Source organism: Desulfosporosinus orientis DSM 765, from assembly GCF_000235605.1.
In the GTDB taxonomy this organism is placed as follows: domain Bacteria; phylum Bacillota; class Desulfitobacteriia; order Desulfitobacteriales; family Desulfitobacteriaceae; genus Desulfosporosinus; species Desulfosporosinus orientis.
This window is the reverse complement of record NC_016584.1, coordinates 4,132,936-4,151,915: the sequence shown is the minus strand read 5'-3', so window position 1 is coordinate 4,151,915 and position 18,980 is coordinate 4,132,936. Positions and strand designations below refer to the sequence as shown.

The following is an 18,980-nucleotide window of genomic DNA, read 5'->3' as shown; positions in this document are numbered from 1 at the left end:
ATAATAATTAAGCTTTTTGCCAGAGTTCAGGTAAAGCTGCCTGAATGTTAATAGTGATATTGTTATTGAAAGTGAGGTTCACCAATTTGTTAATGACAGGAGCAGAAGCAATTATACAGTCCTTGAAAAATGAAGAGGTTGACGTGGTGTTTGGTTATCCCGGCGGTTCAGTATTAACTCTTTACGACGCTTTGTATCAAGCAAACTTTAGGCATATCTTAACCAAGCACGAACAGGGAGCGATTCATGCGGCAGATGGTTATGCCAGGGCTACCGGCAAGGTTGGTGTTGTTATTGCTACCTCCGGCCCTGGGGCAACGAATCTTGTAACAGGAATTGCCACTGCCTATATGGACTCCATTCCCTTAGTGGCTATCACAGGTCAGGTTTCTGTTCCTTTGATTGGCAGGGATTCTTTTCAAGAGGCAGATATTCGTGGTATTACAACCCCTATTACAAAGCATAACTATCTCGTGAAAAATGTTGAAGATTTACCAAGTGTTCTGAAAGAAGCCTTTTATATAGCTCGTACCGGCCGGCCGGGACCGGTGGTTGTGGACATTGCCAAAGACGTTTTTGCCGCTTCTCTCGATTATGAGTACCCGCCTGAGGTTAAGTTGCGTGGCTATCGCCCTGTTTTTGCAGGTGATTCCGAAATCCTTGATAAGGTTTTCCAGGAAATGAAATTGGCCAAGAAACCTCTTCTCTTTGTAGGTGGCGGGGTTAACCTTTCTGATTCAGCGGAAGAACTGAGAAATTTAGTAAACAGGTCCGGGTTTCCGGTAATATCGTCTCTGATGGGGTTAGGGTGTATTCCTTACGATCATCCTCAGTATTTAGGGATGGTTGGAATGCATGGAACTTACGCGGCGAATATGGCTACGACAGAATGTGATTTGATGATTGGGATCGGAGTCCGTTTTGACGATAGAGTAACCGGGCTTCTGAGCGAGTTTGCCCCCAAAGCGAAGATCATTCATTTTGACATTGATCCGGCAGAAATCAATAAAAATGTCTTAGCTCATATACGGGTCATTGGGGATCTAAAGTGGTCCCTTCCTGAGCTCTCTCTGAAAGTTAAGGATGTCTCAGGTGTATTGCAGGAACAGGTTCGGCCCTGGCTTGAGAAAGTTCGCAATTGGTATCAAGAAAAACCCTTGACCTATGTGCAGGGATCAGATTCTATCATGCCTCAGGAAGTAGTTAAAAAGGTGAGTGATTTGACTCAGGGAGATGCAGTCATCGTTACAGATGTCGGTCAGCATCAAATGTGGGTTGCCCAGTTTTATGGCTTTAAAAATTCTCGTTCACTCCTCACATCAGGCGGCCTGGGTACTATGGGATATGGCCTGCCGGCTGCTTTAGGTGCTCAATGCGGAATGCCGGATAAGGCGGTTATCCTTTTTGTCGGTGATGGCGGGGTCATGATGAATTGTCAGGAACTGGTGGTTCTGGCGGAGCATAATTTCCCGGTTAAAGTTTTGATCTTTAACAATCAGGTTCTGGGAATGGTTGCGCAATGGCAAAGAATGTTTTATGGGGCCCGGTATTCCCATACGAGTCTTAAAGCATCTGCTACGGATTTTGTGAAACTGGCGGAAGCCATGGGGGTAGCCGGTTTAAGAGTGACAAAACCTGAGGAATTGGATAAAGTTTTAGAGCAAGCCTTGGCTATTCCGGGCCCGGTGGTAGTGGATATTCGAATTCCCGAAGTATTAGACGTGTTCCCCATGGTTCCGGCAGGTGCATGTTTAGATGAGATGATGTTGGGAGGAACAGAGGGATGAAGCACACACTAGCTGTCTTAGTAGAGAATAAACCTGGAGTATTGACTCATATTTCCGGATTGATCAGCCGTCGAGCTTTCAATATTGAAAGTATTGCCGCAGGTTACTCAGAGGAACCGGATACTACAAGGATCACCATAGTAGTAGAAGGGGATGAAATTGAGCAGGAGCAGGTCGTCAATCAACTTTCCAAATTAGTTGATGTCATAAAAATCAGTGATCTCACAGCAGTGGAATCAATTCAGAGAGAGTTGGCATTGATCAAGGTTAAGGCGAGTATGGCGACGCGTTCGGATATCATAAATATTGCTGAGATTTTTCGGGCAAGTATCGTTGATGTCAATAAAGAGACTATGGTCATTGAGCTGTCAGGTGATGGAACCAAGATTGATGCTTTGTGCCAGGTCTTAGAAAATGATCATGGAATTATTGAAATTGTCCGTACCGGAAAAATCGCTCTTTCCCGGGGGCCGATTCCGGCCAAAGATCAGTAAGTATACGGTTTCTTTGTTAAACTAAAAGAACCGGCTATGGCATATTGCACTGCCAGGCCGGTTTTCTTTTGTCGTGCGCTCGGCACGGGCATTTAGATGTTTTTGGGATTTGTACCTACAGCATGTACTCAATGGGACTCATGTGAACAAGAGAGGTCCGGCGAGCTTCAGCAAGGAGGCGGATAAAGTCAAACCAGCCTATAACAGCAAGAATGACTTGAATAGATACTTCTTGCTTTTTTGATTTTGGGTTTGTCACCGTTTCTGGACAAGTTCATATAATGAAGCATGGACTGGCTTTTACTCACAAGAATTTGCCGCCGCTATAAGAGACGATTGCCAAGCTGAGATGCGAAAGGAGAAAAAAATGCCGATTAACTCAACACATGCTGAAGTCAAAATTCCGGGCAGGACGGACGAGAGCCGCGGGGAAAGAAGCGAATTCGGACAAGAGCCAAAAAGAAGCGCCGGCGGCCGCCCAAAGCGTCCAAACTTCGCGCTCCCCCATACCCGCCGCAGGCGCTGAATCCCCCCAGACCGACGCAACGGCAGAACCCGCTGCCACGGAAGCAGCGCCAGAAGCAACGCCCGCCAAAACTCGCTCCGCAGGCCCGCGCTTCTCTGCTCCCGTGCTCGTTGCGTCAGGTTTCACAGTTCCCGAGTTTCCCAATTTTACGGTCTCCGGATTTGAAAACGCCGATCCCGAATACTATACTAGGCAAGCCGAATCTTTGTTTGAATTTCACCGCGGCAATATTCACCGCTCTTTTGACCAACTCAAGCTGTTGTTAACCGTGCTGACCACGAAGGATAAGGAGATGAAGGAGAGACTGCGCAAGCAGCTCAAATCCTTCCTTGAGAACATGGCCAAGATCATAAGCCGATGGCCTCCGGCGATTAAAATGACTTAAACGGGACCCCAGACAAAAAAATAGCCCCTTGAAGACTTTTAGGAAAGGCTTCAAGGAGCTGTTGTATTTGACAGAGAGAAAGTATCGAAAAATTTCTATCAATCATTTTTAGATTAACAACTACGCATCAAAAATAAGTTTCCAGAAGAGATACTTGAAAAAATTGCCGATATTAGAGTATTTTATGCTTTATCCATTAGGCACCGGGCAAAGGATTTTTATAATAGTTGTAGATTCCGATCAAGATGGCATTGGCGACATTCTGACGGAAGGTTGAGTTTTGCAGTCTCGCTTCTTCATAGGGACTGGATATAAAGGCAGTTTCCAGCAAGACCGCAGGCATGGTGGTTTTGCGCAGGACATAGAAAGCAGCTTCTTTAACCCCCCGGTTTTTGGTGTCTACGGTGTCAATGACGGCAGACTGAATACTGCTGGCCAGTTGCTGGCTTTGATAGGCTTGAGTATTGTCCCCAGAGTAGTAAGTTGTGGTGCCTTGAATTTCTGAATTAAGATTACCATCATTATGAATGCTGATAAACAAATCGGGTTTTTGTTGTTCAGCGAGGTTGACACGTGCCTGCAGGTCTTCTATTTCTGTGTAAGGGGAACAAAGAGCAACATCTTCATCCCGGGTGAGGATAACCTTGGCTCCGGCTTGTTTCAAGGCAGTTTCCAAGTCTAAGGCAATAGCTAAGGTGTTATTTTTTTCATAGGTGGGAGTGGGACCGATAGCTCCCGTATCTGGTCCGCCATGTCCGGGATCAATCATAATGGTTTTTCCGGCCAGGGCATTGGCGGGTATTACATCAAAAGGATTGATGAGTACTTCTGTTGAAGGATCGTAGGTGATTTCCGGGGGATTGTCATTATTATTATCAGGAGTAGTGGAATCGTCCCCGCTTGAAGGAGTTGTAGGTTCTTTGATTTCGGAAGGGAGCGGGGGAAAAGCTTTAAGGTTATCTTTATACTTGGAAGAAGCTTTCCCTTCCATAATCCCTTGAGAATTGGCACTAATAATGCCTGTTCCGCCTAATATATAGACCTTTCCATTCGCACTTAAGTCGATTTTCGAAGGTGTGTTGTTGTCGGGTGTTGACGAGTTGTTATCAGGGGTTGACGGGTTGTTCTCCGGAGGGGGGGAGTTATCCCCAGTCGTATTTACAGTGACATAGTCAGCAGCGATCCATCCGGTTTTGGCTTGATAGGTAGTTTGATACCACTGGCCTTGCTGGGCGATAAGCTCTACTGAAGCATTACTGGGTATGGTTGCCAAGATTTTTCCTGTGGAAGAAGGGGTTTCCCTGAGGTTTAAGCTGCCGGAGGCAGTGACTGTTCCTTTTTTTGAGATAACCGTCAGATAGGTTGCAGACACCCAGCCTGTTTTAGATTGGTAGGTTGTTTTATACCATTGATCCTGTTTAGCAATGAGGTTAATGACGGATCCCTCCGGAATGGTGGTGAGCACAGTTCCGGAGGAGGAGGGGCTTTCTCTGAGGTTTAAACTTCCTGAGGCTGTAATTTTTCCTTGAAATAAATTGTTTAAATTGCTTGTGCTGCTTGAGGTACTGTCATTACTGTCTTCACTGGCGTTATTGCCGGTGTTGGAGGCAGGCGGTTCTACTTTCATATGCTGGCGCATGATGGTATAGACTGAAGCGGGAATATCCTCATTTTCAGTCAGTAAAAGCGGAGCCTTAAATTTTGAGGCAAGAACGGTCCCTGCCACAGCATCTGGAAAGGTAATGCCAGAAGCTACAAAAAGGTCATTGGATTGGTATGTATCTTTCATATAGGAAACCACAGCAGCATTGGTTCCGTAGCGGTCATAACCGGCTAGACGAGTTCCAATGTTAAAATAATGCTTATTTAATTCTTCTGAAGGAATAACAGCTTCTCCTCCGATGACAATTAATTGAGCTGGTGCGGTTTCCTGATAGTATTGAATGACAGAATCGGGAAGTTTGGTGGAAGTAAGAACGATGGGGATTCGCTTGATGGCAGCATAGGTTGCCGCAGATAAAGCGTCGGGGAAATTATCTCCATTGGCAAGAATCACAGAATCACTAATTAATTCTTTAGCCAGAAGAACGGAGGTTTCATAGCGGTCTATGCCCCCAATTCGTTCCCAGGGCAGAGACAATTGATCAAGTTCTTTTTCGATTGACGGCTGCAAACAAGCCGTTCCCCCCAAAAGTATCACTTTTTGGGGGGACAGACGCTGCAGTTCTTTGACAACTCTGGGATCGATGGACTTTCCTTTGGTTAGCAAAATTGGGGCATCTAAGTTGGCAGCAAATGGGGCTGCTGCTATGGAGTCAGGATAGTCATTAGATTCACATAAAATAACAGTTTGAGCAGAGTTCCAACCTTTTTGGGATATTTTAAGAGCCGTTTCAACTTGATCTTGACCGGCAATACGTTCTGTTAAGTAAGCCAAGGGACTGGCTTGAGTTATATATGGCGTGGAAAATACAAAGGCAAGAGAAGTGATTAAGGATAAAATAAGCTTTTTCAGAAGGGCCACCCTCTCATTCATTTAATCATGTCGATTATATCATAAAATTTAGTTCGATTAGTTACAATTTCATGAAAATAACTCTATTCAAGAAGGAGATCCTAATTTGATGTCGAAATTAAAAAATAAATGACTGCTAAAGGAAATTCAATTGGCAGTCCAGATTCTGTTACAGGTGCCCCCAATGGGGGAGAATAGGGAATCAGGCCTTAATCCTGAGCGGACCCACCACTGTAAGAAGGGAGTCCCGTACATTGGCCACTGGCTGAGGCTGGGAAGGCGTACGGTGATGATGATCTTTGAGCCAGAAGACCTGCCTGTAATCAATGAGATAAGCCTGCTTGCCCAGGCTTTGGCGGACGATGGTAAAGCCCCCGGTCTATGACTGCGGGCTTTTTTCTATCGTCTTTTTTACTATTGCCTGGCCAGCTCCTGAAGGCTAAGCAAAGTCAGGGCCTTCAGGATCCAACAAGTGATTTTAGCAGAAAGTAAAAATCTTAGAATTTTAGGAGGCAGATGAGATGGAACAGGATTTGAGAGGGTTTATTGAACGTGTTAAGCAGCAAAATCCTTTGGAGGTAGTGCATGTCCGGGAGGAAATCGATTCAAAGTACGAAATCAGCACCTTAATCATGGAGTTAGAAAAAGCACGGTGTTATCCCCTGACGATTTTTGATAATGTGAAAGGACATGATATTTCAGTTGTTACGAATGTTTTAGCCCCCCGGGAGCGTCTGGCTTTAGGTATGGGTGTTCATCCCCATAATCTGGCTTCAGAGTTTTCAAAACGAATTAACCAGCGCATTGAGCCTGTGGAGATCCAGGAGGCGCCTTTTCGTGACAATGTTTTTCTGGGCTCAGAGGTTGATCTTTATAAATTGCCGATTTTAACTCACTTTCCTATTGATGCCGGTCCTTATATTACGGCAGGTCTGGTCATAGCCAAGGATCCTCTAACCGGCGCGGATACAGCGGGCTATCATCGTATGCAGCTGAAGGGCAGGGATAAATTAGGAATCAGCCTTCACTCCCGGCAACGCTTATGGGAGTATTTCAGACGCTCTGAAGAGCTGGGTAAATCTCTTGAAGCAGCGATTGTTCTTGGTATTCATCCCAATATTTCTATGGGGTCAATGGCTTTGGTTCCTTATGATTTAGGCAAATTTGCAGCTATGGGAGGACTGTTCGGAGCTCCTTTGGAAATAGCTCGCTGCAATACGATTGATCTTTGCGTTCCTGCCTATGCGGAAGTAGTTATTGAAGGAGAAATTGTCGCCGGAGAACGGGAAGCTGAAGGTCCCTTTGCCGAATTTACAAATTATGCCTGTTACCGCAGTACGGAAAACATTTTCAAAGTGAAAGGAATCCAATACCGTACAAAACCGTTATTTCAGGACATTACTCCGGGGATGAGCTCCGAGCATATCACCATCGTCGCCGTTCAAAGAGAAGGGGATGTGCTCAACGCCTTAAACAGAACCTTGCCGAACATAAGAAGTGTTCATGCTCCTGTCTCCGCTTGCGGCTTATTTCATTGTTATATCTCCATGAAGAAAATTGCCGAAGGGCAAGCTCAGCAGGCCATATTTACCGCTTTTTCCGTGGATCATAATCTTAAAATGGTGGTAGTCGTGGACGAAGATGTGGATGTCTTTGACGAACGGCAGGTTTTATGGGCCATGGCGACCCGGCTTCAAGCGGATAAGGGAGTGACGATAGTTCCTCAGCATATGGGTATGGGGTGTACTTTAGACCCGTCAACGGATGAATTAAGCCGTACTGCTAAGATGGGAATCGATGCCACTAAGCCCCTGGAAGGTTTCGCTCCAACCGTGGAAATGTCATCTGAAGTACAACAATCCATTCAGAGATTTATGGGATCGTTTGGACTTTAAAAGAATTATTCATAAACTAAGGAAGGGGAAGGAATATGTATGAAGTTGCCGTCGATGTAGGAGGAACCTTTGCCGATTTTGTTGTTCGTGACCGTCAAGGACATGTGGTCACTGCTAAAGTTTCCTCTAATCTGGGCAATTCGCTGGAGCCTATTAGGCAAGGATTGTCGGAGTTGGCTGGACAACTCCATTGTTCACTTAAAGAATTTTTACAGCAGACTGAGAAGTTTATTCATGGGACGACGGTTGGAATTAATGCCTTGCTTCAGGGACAAGGGGCAAAAACAGCTCTAATAACAACGGAAGGATTCCGGGATGCTATAGAATTACGCCGTTCTCAGTTGACCGAGCAATGGGATTTTCGGGTTAAATTGCCTCCGGTTTTAGTACCGCGTTATTTGCGCATAGGACTGAGGGAACGAATGGATTATCGAGGGGTATCTCTTCGGGAGGTTGATCTGGAGCAAATTGAGGAAATTGCCAGGTATCTGCATCAAGAAAAAGTGGAAGCGGTTGCGGTTTGCTTGCTCTTTGCCTGCCGCAATTCTGCTCATGAGGCAGAGTTTAAGAAGTATCTGCAAAGAATTTTGCCGGAGGTTTTTGTTACACTGTCATCGGATTTGTCATCTCATCTTGGCGAATACGAGCGAACCACGACAACGGTCTTAAATGCCCGCTTAAGTCCGATTTTAAGTAACTATTTACATGATTTAAAGGCTTACCTCCGGGATAACGGGCTAAAGGTCCCTATATCGATTGCTCAAAATAATGGCGGCTTAACGGATCTGGCTCAGGCCGGCAGGCGTGCTGTCCATACTCTCTTTTCCGGTCCTGCCGGAGGAGTGAAAGGCGGCTGGGCTTTAGCCCGTGAACAACAGATCTCCGAATTAGTAGTTGGCGATATGGGGGGTACAAGCTTTGACGTTTCTCTAATCAGAAAGGGTGAAATAGAAGTTACCCCTCAGGCAGTCATTGCAGGCTACCCTGTTCAACTCCCTATGTTGGATATCCATACCATTGGCGCAGGCGGAGGCAGCATTGCCTGGATTGATCAGGGAGGCATGCTGCGAGTCGGCCCCCATTCGGCCGGAGCTAAACCTGGACCGGCCTGCTATGGGTTAGGGGGCAAAAAAGCAACCATTACGGATGCAGCCTTAGTCATGGGCTTGCTGGATAAGTCAAGTTTTCTGGGCGGCCGTATGGCTTTAGATGAAAAACTCGCCTATGAAGTCATTGAGAAAACAATTGCTGTGCCTTTGGGGTTATCGGTGCCGGAGGCTGCCTATGCTATCTATCAAGTCGCTTTGTCGTTGATGGTGGATGCGGTCTACTTAATGACCGTTCAAAAAGGATATGACCCGAGGAGATTTAGTTTAGCAGCTGTAGGTGGGGCACTGCCCATATTTGCTGCAGAGCTTGCTAAAGGTGTAGGAATTCGTCAAGTTGTGATCCCGGAACTGTCGCCGGTGTTTTGCGCCCAGGGCTTGCATTATGCTCGTTTTCAACATGAAGTTATGAGCAGTCTTTACACAGTGTTGGGAGAAATCCCTGATGCTCACTGGTACCAGGTCGTTCAGGAGTTGGAATTACAAGCAAATCAAGAATTATTTCGGTTGGGAGTGGCTGCAGATCAGCGAGACAATGTTTGGTCTGCTGACTTAAAGTATCCGGATCAACATCACGAGATAACGGTAGCCATCAAGGAATCGGTAACGAACCTGGAGGTTTGGAAGCACTTAGCAATCGGATTTCATGAAACTCATCAGAAGCTATATGGTTATAGTCAACCTGAAAAGCCTATAGTGCTGGTTAATCTGCGCTTATTGGCACTGGAGAAAGAGTCATGCCCTGAGAAAAGGGCTGAGTTAGTAACAGGCACGGAAAACTTAACCATTCAGGAGGTTCAACCTGTTTATTGGCAAGGATCATTTCAAGAGGTCAAAATTCTTCATTGGCAAGACGCTGACATTGGAATGATATTAAATGGCCCGGTATTAATAAAAAAGACATTTACCACCATCTTTTTAGATGAATGCTGCCAAGCTGAAATTGATGGGAAAAGAAATTTAATAATAACTATAAACTAGGAAAGGAAAGGGCAGAGAGATGATTAGCAAAATGGATGAAGTTATCGAACGGGCAGTTATTGCTCATCGCTTGGATACCATCACTCAAGAAATGAGCTATGCCTTAGAACGCTCATCACGTTCTCCAATTTTTGCGGAAGCTTGTGATTTTGCTTGTGGAATCTGTGATGGAAATGGGGATTTAGTCTCTCAGATTAACGGTATCCCCATCCTTGCAGCTGCCGGTACCTTTAGCGTTAAAGAAGTGATTCGCAAATATAGGAATCAAATAGCAGAGGGGGATGTGTTTATCATCAATGACCCTTATCGGGGAGGAAATCATCTCCCGGATATTGGAATCATTACCCCGTTGGTAGTGGATAAAGAGCCTCTATTTTATTGTGTCAGCAGGGCACATCATGGGGATATTGGAGGGTCCGTTGCCGGCAGCTATAATTCAAAAGCAACGGAGATTTTTCAGGAAGGCCTGCGCATACCGCCAATTAAACTTATCAGCCAAGGGAACCTCATTCAAGAAGTTATGGATTTAATCACCCAAAATGTCCGCAATCCCCAGATGCTTCAAAATGATTTATGGTCCCAAATTGGAGCCAACAAGATTGGAACTGCCCGTTTAGACGAGTTGATTCATAACTACTCTGCAGCCAAACTAAAAGAGACTACAAAGCATCTTCTGGGGCATGCAGAAAAACTGACCAGGCAGGCAATAGCTAATATGCCGGATGGGGATTACTTTGGTGAAGAATGGGTGGATGATGATGGCTTTCAGGCAAATCCCATCAAAATTAAAGTCAAGGTCATAATCAGAGGAGAAGAGATGACCTTAGATTTCCAGGGCACGGATGCTCAAGTAAAAGGGTTTGTCAACTCTGCTTTAGTGACAAGTACCACAGCGGCATGGATAGGGGCTCTTTGGGCCTTAGGTCCGGATATTCCCCGCAACAGCGGAGCGTTTAGAGTAATACAAGTGAACTTGCCGGAGGGTAGTTTGCTCAACCCCCACGACCCGGCGCCTGTCACCTTAAGTACCTTGACTCCGGCAAGTGAAATCATCAGTGCCATTTTCCAAGCTTTATCTGCCCCTGCAAAAGAACGCTTGCCTGCCGGCTTCGGCCGGTACTGCGGACCGTCCTTTTATGGCGTAGACCCCCGCAATCAGGAGTTTTATGTAGGATTTGCCTTTTGTGCTTTGGGTTCAGGCGGAGGAATATGGGGAAGAGATGGGTATCCTTATATGGCTCCTTTATCAAACTTTGGCGGAGTTCGTTCGCCTAACATCGAAGCCAATGAACTGCAATACCCTCATTTAACTCTCTGTCATGAAATGGAAATTGATAGTGCCGGTGCAGGAAAGTGGCGGGGAGGACCGGGTATTCGTTATAGTTTGCAATTCTATGGCGAACCAACCAATATCGTAATGTTTGGCGATGGCATGAAAATACCTCCCTTTGCTTTAGCTTCAGGGAAGCCCGGAAGTTTAAATTATGTTGAATTGTTGACACCTGATGAAGAAAAAATTCCCTTAGCAAGCAAAGAAAGCCCTCGCACCTTAACAAAGGGAGCGGTACTTACCATGGTTTCCTCAGGTGGAGGTGGATGGGGGGACCCCTGGCAGCGAGAGCCGGAAAGTGTGTGGCAGGATGTGTTAAACGGAGTTATATCCAGAACAAAGGCCAGGACGGATTATGGAGTTGTCATAGATGAAGGAGGAGTGGATTGGGCAGGGACAAAAAAGCTGAGGGCAATTAGTTAGAATGTTTGATAGATGGTGTTAGAGAGCTCTTTGGTTATTTCCAAGGAATACATCATGATTAGGGACAATAATGCTATCAGAATAAGGTAAGAAATCCCGATTTTCAGTCTGAAATTCCCTTCAACCTCAAGGTATTGGGCCGTTTCCGGCTCTCGCCGGTACATGGTAATCAGTTCGCTGATCCCCAAAAAAAGAATCAGTAAAAGTATATAAGCGTGAAATTTCCAGATCAGTATGATAGCCATGATTAAACCAATAACCCAGATATAGGGAGAGATTGCCTTTGAAATCCTCCCTCCATCCAGGGCACCGAAAGGAAGCAGGTTAAAGAGATTGATCAGAGCACTAACATAAGTTAATCCAGCCCAATAAGGAGTACCGGCCCATAAATAAAGGCCTAAACAAATCAAGGTAATGAATGCTCCGGCTGCCGGTCCGCCAATGGCAACTATCGCTTCTTCTCGTACACTTTTGGGAACAGCCTTCATCTTGATGAAAGCTCCCAAAAAAGGAATAAAAGTAGGGGCAGACACATCTAACCCCAGTTTTTGGCTGGTTGCGTAATGTCCCATTTCGTGGATGAAAATAACAGCGACAAAGCCTGCCGCAAATAACCAGCCATAAATTTGGGCATAAAGAATAACGGTTAGTCCCATGGACAAAAAGGTGCTTAGGAACTTTGAAGCTTTTAGTATTCCTAACAGAAATTTGCCTAGGACTGCAAGCTTACTAAACTTTAAAAGGCCTAAAAGGGCGGTTACAAGGACACTGATACGGGTTTTGGAATGTTTGCCCTTTGACTTTATTACGAAGTCGTTATTAGGTTCAGTTTCTTTGCTAAGCATTTTAATCTCCCCTTAACATTCCCCATTGGGCTAGGTTAAGTTTATCATTCTTATGACACGGATTCTATAAATGATTATATTCTCTATTAGCTTACTATTGAAATATACTGGCTAAAAGGATTTTTGTTGAAAAAAAGAAAATAAGACGGAAAATACTGTCCTAGAGGAAAAAAGTTTATAATTTGTTTATAAATTGTTTAGAGAAATTCAAGAAAGCTAGTTTAAACTTATAAGTAGAGAACTTCCTCGAATGTGTGAAGTTGTTTCTACAGGTCCTGTTCAAGCTTGAAGAGGATTCGCTGAGCGGCAGCGCCAGACGTGGAGATTGCCGTTCGGCGGCAAGTAGTTATTATTTAAATGGTTAATTGAAAGGGAGGGGCTCGTATGGAAGGACTGGATTTTTTGCTGACGGCTATCTGTTTCTCAGTTTTAGGGTATGGATTATGCTATATGACTCTTTCAGTTAATCATAAAACCAAATCCCAAAATATGAAAACAGAAAATTCATGACTGAGAGACAATCACTAAATAACATAGAGAGCGTGTTACGAGGGCAAGAGAACCAATAGGTTCACTTCGTCCTCTTTTTAATTAACCTTTTTCATCATCTGGGTGCCGCGGCGCCCTACATACTTTCGTAAGCATAAGTTTATTATAATGAAACATGGACAACTTTGTTGTATAATGCTGAAGGTATGACTAAAAACACTACCATCGCTTGTTATAAACTAAGAATAGAGGGAATGGAATGTATCCAATAAATTTAAACTATAGAATGCCTCCTGAGTGGGCAAGGCATATTCGAACCTATATATCATGGCCAATAAAAGCATCCATGTGTTTTCCCGAAGATTACGAAGCAGTCTGTCAAGGTTATGCGGAAATTATCCGGGCAATTGCCGAATTTGAACCTGTCACCATTGTGGCAAATTCAGCTGATTTCCAGAAAATCTCCGCTTTAGTCCATAGGAATAATATTGAAGTTCTAAGGATTGAGCATAACGATGCCTGGCTCAGGGACAACGGTCCTACCTTCCTTATCCATGATGATGGGACTTTGGCAGGTGTTAATTGGCAGTTTAATGCTTGGGGCGGCAAATATACCCCTTGGGATTTGGATAATCAAGTTGCTGGAGAAATATTAACTCATGTTGGCTTAAAACAATTTGATGCTCCTTTGGTCATGGAAGGAGGTTCCTTCCATGTGGATGGTGAGGGAACACTGTTGACGACAGAGCAGTGCCTCTTAAACCCTAATCGAAACCCGGGAATGAGCCGGGAGCAGATTGAAGCTGAACTGAAACGGTTTCTTCATATCCAAAAAATCGTTTGGCTGAACAAAGGACTTGCTGGAGACGAGACCGATGGCCATGTGGATAACATCGCTTGTTTTGCAGCTCCTGGAAAAATATTGCTTCAGGTTTGCGATGATCCCCAGGATGAAAACTATTGGATCACTCAAGAAAATTTGACCATCCTGAAGAGAGAAAGAGACGCATGCCAAAGAAGTTTTGAAATCATCCCAATTCAGCAGCCTCCCCAACGGATGGATCTGGTTACCAATAAGAGATTAACTTTAAGCTATCTGAATTTTTATTTTGTGAATGGAGGAATTGTCCTCCCAGTCTTCGGAGGGGAAGCGAAAGAGTACGATCAGTCAGCCGTAAATGTGTTAAGTGCAACATTCCCCAATCGGCGGATTCGCACAGTTAAGGGAATGGGGATTATTCGCGAAGGCGGGAATGTTCATTGTACAACCCAACAGATGCCTGAAGGGAGGAATTAAGGTGCGAAATGTCAGAGTTGCGGCAACTCAGATGAGTTGTTCCAGTAATATTGACGAAAACATTTCTAAAGCTGATGCTTTAGTTAAAAAAGCCGCCGCTAAGGGTGCTCAAATCATCTTACTCCAGGAGTTGTTTGAAACTCCGTATTTTTGCCAAAAGGAAAAATCCCGGTACTATGTTTACGCAACGGAATTGGAGCGCAATAAAGCTGTTAATCATTTTAAACAAGTAGCAAAAGATCTGCAGGTTGTCCTGCCCATCAGCTTTTATGAAAAGAAAAATTATGCACGTTACAATTCTTTGGCAGTGATTGATGCTGATGGTGTTTTGCTGGGAAAGTATCGTAAGAGTCATATTCCAGACGGTCCGGGCTATGAAGAAAAGTTTTATTTTAACCCTGGAGATACCGGCTTCAAGGTTTGGAATACTCGTTATGGAAAAATTGGTGTTGGAGTTTGCTGGGACCAATGGTATCCGGAAGCTGCCCGCTGTATGGCGCTGATGGGGGCTGAACTGCTTTTCTATCCAACGGCTATCGGGTCTGAGCCTCTAGATGATTCCATCGATTCGAAAGATCATTGGCAGACATGTATGCTTGGGCATGCTGCAGCAAATCTAATTCCTGTGATTGCCTCAAATCGAATTGGGAATGAGAAGGATGACGAATCCTTGATTACTTTCTATGGGTCTTCTTTTATTGCGGGCCCGCAAGGCAACAAAGTAGTTGAAGCCGGACGAACTGAAGAAGCCGTGCTGGTTGCTGAGTTTGATTTAGATCAGCTTGAAACTCAGCGGCTTGAGTGGGGTGTTTTCAGGGATCGTCGACCTGATTTATACAAGATCATCTCATCCTATGATGGAGAGATAACGGTTAAATAGATTTTTCATTATATGAGGATGCCCCGGTTACTGCAACCGGGGTTTTGTTTTACTACTTAACTAGTAAAAACTCGAGGCAGGAACAAGTCACAGGAATAAATGGAAGTGCTAAGCAGAGTCACTGGTAGATACAAAATACGCCATAGCAACTTCATAAACAAAATTAATAGATTTAGGGTTTTTTCCTGTCAAAAGAGCATTAAGTTTTTTTAATGTTGGGTCAATATCATCCGAAGCAGTATAGAGTAATACTTTGGGTTCAACGTCTAGGGCGGTGCCTATTCTTGCTAACAGGTCCAGAGAAGGAGTTCTGAGTCCTCGTTCCAAATAACCTATATAGGAACTACTGACGTTAACTAGTTCAGCAAGTTTTTCTTGTGTGAGGCCCTTAGCTTGGCGGTATAAACGAATATTTTTCCCAGCAACCTCTTGTATATTGTTAGACACACTATCACCTCTCCCTCCAATTTTATGTTAGTCACCAACAACATCTTACCGACTCAGTGTTAGTAATTATATTGAAAAAGGTAACATATAGTTATAAAATGTAAAATTAGTAGTCTGCAATATGGCAACCTTTTATGTTAATTTGGAATAAATAAATAATAGATAGGAGGGAGAAGTCAATGTCCAGGTATATCTTAGTAGTTGACGACCAATTTGGGGTTAGGCTTTTGATTCATAAGGTTTTAGAGGAAGCAGGCTATAGCGTAATTTCTGTTGCCAGCGGCTCGGAGTGCTTGAATCATGCGATATCGTTGAATCGGCCATCACTCATTCTTTTAGATTATAGAATGCCGGTAATGACGGGGCTGCAGGTATTGTCAAAACTAAGTCAGGATGATCAAGCCAAACAGATTCCAGTTATTATGATAAGTGCAGAATCTGACGTAGAGGATGCAGCTCGCTGTTATGGAGTTCAGAAATTCTTAAGTAAACCGTTAGATATGAACATCCTGCTGAAAACAGTAGAAGAAACCTTTCTAAATATTAGTCTAACGTGAGCGCGAATCTGGAGGTTTCTAATGAATTTTGTTCTAGAAAAGCTGGCCCCCGGCTTTTTATCATTACAGAAAACTGCCCCTTTAGATTTGTTTGATGCCAGCGGTCTTCTCCTGTTATCACGAGGTCAGCTTATAACTGATAAAATTATGGAACAGCTGAAACAAAGAGAGGTCTATACATTATCATCTGAAAAGGTGCAAGGTAAAGAAGCTTCATTCAGCAATGTTAAGATGTTTTCTAAAGACCTTTATTGGGAGATTGTGGGTTCGTTTTGGAGTATTTATCACGACGCCGGGCTGATTACATATGAACAGATTTCACAGACTATGGAGCGTATTGAATGGATCCTGGATGAGATTAAGGATCATGTTATCTGCATAGATAACGATTCACTGCGACTTGAACTGGTGAGATATAAAGAACATGATTACAGTACATTTGTTCATTCTGTTAATGTAGCTATTCTGTCTGCATTAACTGCAAGGGGACTAGGGTATATGGGGCAGCGTTTAAAATATCTTACAATGGGTGCAATTCTACATGATATTGGCAAGATCAAAGTGCCCTCTGAAATCTTAAATAAACCCGGTCCTTTGGACCAAAATGAAATGAGGATTATCAAAAGGCATCCCCTGGAGGGCGAGGCCATGCTCCAGAACGCTAATGTTCTCCCAAGTATCTTGAACACAGTGCGTCAACATCATGAACGTTGGAATGGGCAGGGATATCCTGACGGACTCAGTGGCTCTCAAATTAACCTTGATGCCCAAATAGTTGCTATAGCTGATTTATATGATGCCCTGACAGCAGATCGACCATACCGAAAAGCTCTGCCGCCGTATCACGCCTTAGAAATATTGTTAAATTCGGAGGGAGATTTTAATCCAAAGATTATTAAGGCTTTTCGGAATTCCTTAAGTCTATACCCGAAAAATACCGTAGTAACTTTAAATAATGGTGAAATTGGGTTGGTTGTCGCAGTTCCTATTTATTGTCCTTCACGTCCTCTTGTACGGATTTTGTTTGACAAATATGGGAAATATCTTGATAAAGAAGTTTATATCGATTTAATGAAAGAGTTGACTTACTTTATTAAAAGTTCTTGTATCCAAAATAAATTAATATTTCATGAATGCTAAGACAGCAAATGGGTATGTTGAAATTAAAGTGCGTTTCAAAAGGAGAAGAAAATGTTAGTTCCTAATACCCAGACATCAACACTGAGTCCAAATCGCTTAGCCTTCCAAATAGTTCAAGAGATGGTCATCAAGAAAGAGCTTCTCCAGGTTCATGTTCATAAGCAGGCAGAGGTAACTGTAATTGACTGTGGAGTTTCAGTGCAAGGAAGTTGGGAAGCAGGTGTATTGTTTGCAGAGATTTGCCTTGGTGGATTAGCACAGGTTAGAATTCACTGGGCAGATTTTGACGGATTTCGTTGGCCGGCGGTTGAGGTTGTAACCAACCATCCGGTTCTGGCCTGTCTGGCATCACAATATGCAGGTTGGCCATTAAAAAGTGGGGAGCGTATTGCAATGGGTTCCGGACCTGGACGGGCAATTCTTCATAAGGGGAGTTTATTTAAAAAGATAGGCTATGAAGATTATTCTGAGATTGCCATTCTATGTTTAGAAAGTGAGGAACTCCCTTCCGAAGGAGTCCTTCAGAAGTTATTAAGGGAATTAAGATGCTATCCTCAAAATCTCTATATTTTAGTGGCTCCCACATCATCTCAAGTTGGCTCTCTTCAAATAGCGGCACGGGCATTAGAAACAGGATTATCCAAACTAATGGAGCTTGGTTATGATTTGGATAAAATCGACTCCGGTTGGGGCATCTGTCCGCTCTCACCTGTGGCAGCAGACACTTTGAAAGCATTGGGCCGATCCAATGACGGGATCCTCTATGGTTCTACAGTACTTTATAATCTCAGAGATGAAGATGAAATAATTGCTTCTCTTGTGAAGAAAATTCCCTTTTGCTATTCCCATGATTATGAGCGTACATTTGAAGAAATCTATAGAGAAAAAGGGGGATTTTATAATATTAACCCTTTGGTGTTCAGTCCTGCAGAGGTATGGATGTGTAATTTGAACAGCGGACGCTCATTTCATGCAGGTACCCTGCGTCCGGATCTTTTGCGTCATTCCTTTGCAATCGTTTAAACCATCCATGGCAGCTTATAAGTACTGCTGAGGAAGTTGCCTATGCCTGTATGCTGCAAGAAGGCTAATATATGCGAAGACAGTCTCTTCGTTCCCCCTAAGTTAACGCGTGTGTATTGATATGAAATTGACGAGTTTGAATAAGATGTGATACAATTTTAATGCAAAGGTTTCTTCTTTGCTCAAACCCTTGACACAAAGTCAAGGTTTTTTATTTAAAGATTCAGTTGAGGTTATTCAATAAGCCGCGATTTTCTATATAACGGACAATATTTTCTTTTTCAGTCATTTCAACGTGAAGGAGAGGTTGAGGTTGCCCAGCGATGACACCGGCCCATTTCAGATAAATGGTTTGGGTGTAGGGCTTATCGACGATGGGATCTGCATAGGTTAAGTAGATTATAATAAAATGTGGATTAATATTAGCTTTGTCATAAAAATCTTTGTCTTGTAAGTTTAGCAATAAGCTTGTGCTTGTATCCCTGGGAATGTCATTAACAACGGTGTAATCATCGATTAGGATTGGTCTTTGTGACAAGTTTTGCTCAAATACTAATGTCCTGCTGTAAAGACTTGTTGCTGGATGAACCCCCACATTTTTAAACTTGAATTCAAATTCATAGGCTTCATTAGAAACCTTCAGAGAAGGAGACTCAATAAAGCTGAAGTATGGTCGAGCTGCTTCCCGTTGTGTCTGCCAGGTAGTTAAAGAGATATACACTGAAATCAGTGATACTATGGCAAAGATCACTGTTGATATTGTGACAACGGATCCTGACCAATTCCGATTTTTAAACTTCCAAGACATGCTTGCCCCCTATATGGTAACTATTTATAGCAATATATTAGGTTAAAAACGA

The 18,980-nt window shown here is 43.6% G+C and carries 16 protein-coding genes and 1 riboswitch; of the genes, 12 read left to right on the top strand and 4 right to left on the bottom strand.

The window, feature by feature from the left end; all coding sequences use genetic code 11:
- Nucleotides 1-86: 86 nt before the first annotated feature.
- From ilvB to DESOR_RS19325, 3 genes are all read left to right on the top strand, one after another.
- A complete protein-coding gene (ilvB, locus tag DESOR_RS19335; RefSeq protein WP_014186276.1) occupies nt 87-1,787 on the top strand; it encodes a biosynthetic-type acetolactate synthase large subunit in 1,701 nt (566 codons plus the stop codon).
- Nucleotides 1,784-2,281 carry an acetolactate synthase small subunit gene (ilvN, locus tag DESOR_RS19330; protein WP_014186275.1) on the top strand — a complete coding sequence of 166 codons (498 nt, stop codon included), beginning with the start codon at nt 1,784-1,786 and terminating at the stop codon, nt 2,279-2,281. Before ilvB ends, ilvN begins: the two co-directional genes overlap by 4 nt.
- A gap of 386 nt (nt 2,282-2,667) precedes the next feature.
- The gene (locus DESOR_RS19325) at nt 2,668-3,192 is read left to right on the top strand and encodes a hypothetical protein (protein WP_427853952.1); all 525 of its coding nucleotides are present in this window, start codon (nt 2,668-2,670) and stop codon (nt 3,190-3,192) included.
- A 196-nt stretch (nt 3,193-3,388) separates the two neighbouring features.
- Here DESOR_RS19325 and DESOR_RS19320 read toward each other — a convergent pair whose 3' ends face one another.
- Entirely contained in the window at nt 3,389-5,728 is a 2,340-nt protein-coding gene (locus DESOR_RS19320) for an N-acetylmuramoyl-L-alanine amidase (RefSeq protein ID WP_014186273.1), read from the bottom strand.
- A gap of 135 nt (nt 5,729-5,863) precedes the next feature.
- A riboswitch (cobalamin riboswitch) is annotated at nt 5,864-6,042 on the top strand.
- 186 nt (nt 6,043-6,228) lie between these two features.
- Between DESOR_RS19320 and DESOR_RS19310 the strand changes: the two genes are divergently transcribed.
- Genes DESOR_RS19310 through DESOR_RS19300 form a run of 3 tightly spaced genes read left to right on the top strand, consistent with a single transcriptional unit; the run spans nt 6,229 to nt 11,442 of the window.
- Nucleotides 6,229-7,602 carry a UbiD family decarboxylase gene (locus DESOR_RS19310; protein ID WP_014186271.1) on the top strand — a complete coding sequence of 458 codons (1,374 nt, stop codon included), beginning with the start codon at nt 6,229-6,231 and terminating at the stop codon, nt 7,600-7,602.
- 35 nt (nt 7,603-7,637) lie between these two features.
- Nucleotides 7,638-9,689 (top strand): hydantoinase/oxoprolinase family protein, encoded by a 2,052-nt coding sequence (locus DESOR_RS19305; RefSeq protein WP_014186270.1) that lies wholly within the window; start codon nt 7,638-7,640, stop codon nt 9,687-9,689.
- Between the two features lie 19 nt (nt 9,690-9,708).
- On the top strand, nt 9,709-11,442 hold the full coding sequence (locus DESOR_RS19300; protein ID WP_014186269.1) for a hydantoinase B/oxoprolinase family protein: 1,734 nt from the start codon (nt 9,709-9,711) through the stop codon (nt 11,440-11,442).
- Here the strand turns inward: DESOR_RS19300 and DESOR_RS19295 are convergent.
- Nucleotides 11,439-12,287, bottom strand: coding sequence for a site-2 protease family protein (locus DESOR_RS19295; RefSeq protein WP_014186268.1), 849 nt, complete (start codon nt 12,285-12,287; stop codon nt 11,439-11,441). The two genes, DESOR_RS19300 and DESOR_RS19295, sit on opposite strands and share 4 nt — an antisense overlap.
- A 384-nt stretch (nt 12,288-12,671) precedes the next feature.
- Between DESOR_RS19295 and DESOR_RS30720 the strand changes: the two genes are divergently transcribed.
- From DESOR_RS30720 to aguB, 3 genes are all read left to right on the top strand, one after another.
- Nucleotides 12,672-12,797, top strand: coding sequence for a hypothetical protein (locus tag DESOR_RS30720; protein ID WP_014186267.1), 126 nt, complete (start codon nt 12,672-12,674; stop codon nt 12,795-12,797).
- A gap of 238 nt (nt 12,798-13,035) precedes the next feature.
- Nucleotides 13,036-14,073 (top strand): agmatine deiminase family protein, encoded by a 1,038-nt coding sequence (locus tag DESOR_RS19290; RefSeq protein WP_014186266.1) that lies wholly within the window; start codon nt 13,036-13,038, stop codon nt 14,071-14,073.
- 1 nt (nt 14,074) lies between these two features.
- Nucleotides 14,075-14,953 carry an N-carbamoylputrescine amidase gene (gene aguB / locus DESOR_RS19285; RefSeq protein ID WP_014186265.1) on the top strand — a complete coding sequence of 293 codons (879 nt, stop codon included), beginning with the start codon at nt 14,075-14,077 and terminating at the stop codon, nt 14,951-14,953.
- 108 nt (nt 14,954-15,061) lie between these two features.
- Here the strand turns inward: aguB and DESOR_RS19280 are convergent, their stop codons facing one another.
- Complete coding sequence (locus DESOR_RS19280) at nt 15,062-15,400, bottom strand: helix-turn-helix domain-containing protein (RefSeq protein ID WP_014186264.1); 339 nt, start codon at nt 15,398-15,400, stop codon at nt 15,062-15,064.
- A gap of 179 nt (nt 15,401-15,579) precedes the next feature.
- Between DESOR_RS19280 and DESOR_RS19275 the strand changes: the two genes are divergently transcribed.
- From DESOR_RS19275 to mch, 3 genes are read left to right on the top strand one after another with little or no spacing between them, the layout of a single operon-like run.
- The gene (locus tag DESOR_RS19275; protein ID WP_014186263.1) at nt 15,580-15,957 is read left to right on the top strand and encodes a response regulator; all 378 of its coding nucleotides are present in this window, start codon (nt 15,580-15,582) and stop codon (nt 15,955-15,957) included.
- A gap of 21 nt (nt 15,958-15,978) precedes the next feature.
- Entirely contained in the window at nt 15,979-17,097 is a 1,119-nt protein-coding gene (locus tag DESOR_RS19270; RefSeq protein ID WP_014186262.1) for an HD-GYP domain-containing protein, read from the top strand.
- A 51-nt stretch (nt 17,098-17,148) separates the two neighbouring features.
- Nucleotides 17,149-18,120 carry a methenyltetrahydromethanopterin cyclohydrolase gene (gene mch / locus DESOR_RS19265; protein ID WP_014186261.1) on the top strand — a complete coding sequence of 324 codons (972 nt, stop codon included), beginning with the start codon at nt 17,149-17,151 and terminating at the stop codon, nt 18,118-18,120.
- Between the two features lie 223 nt (nt 18,121-18,343).
- On the opposite strand, the gene DESOR_RS19260 is transcribed toward mch, so the two are convergent.
- On the bottom strand, nt 18,344-18,928 hold the full coding sequence (locus DESOR_RS19260; protein ID WP_014186260.1) for a hypothetical protein: 585 nt from the start codon (nt 18,926-18,928) through the stop codon (nt 18,344-18,346).
- Nucleotides 18,929-18,980 lie beyond the last annotated feature (52 nt).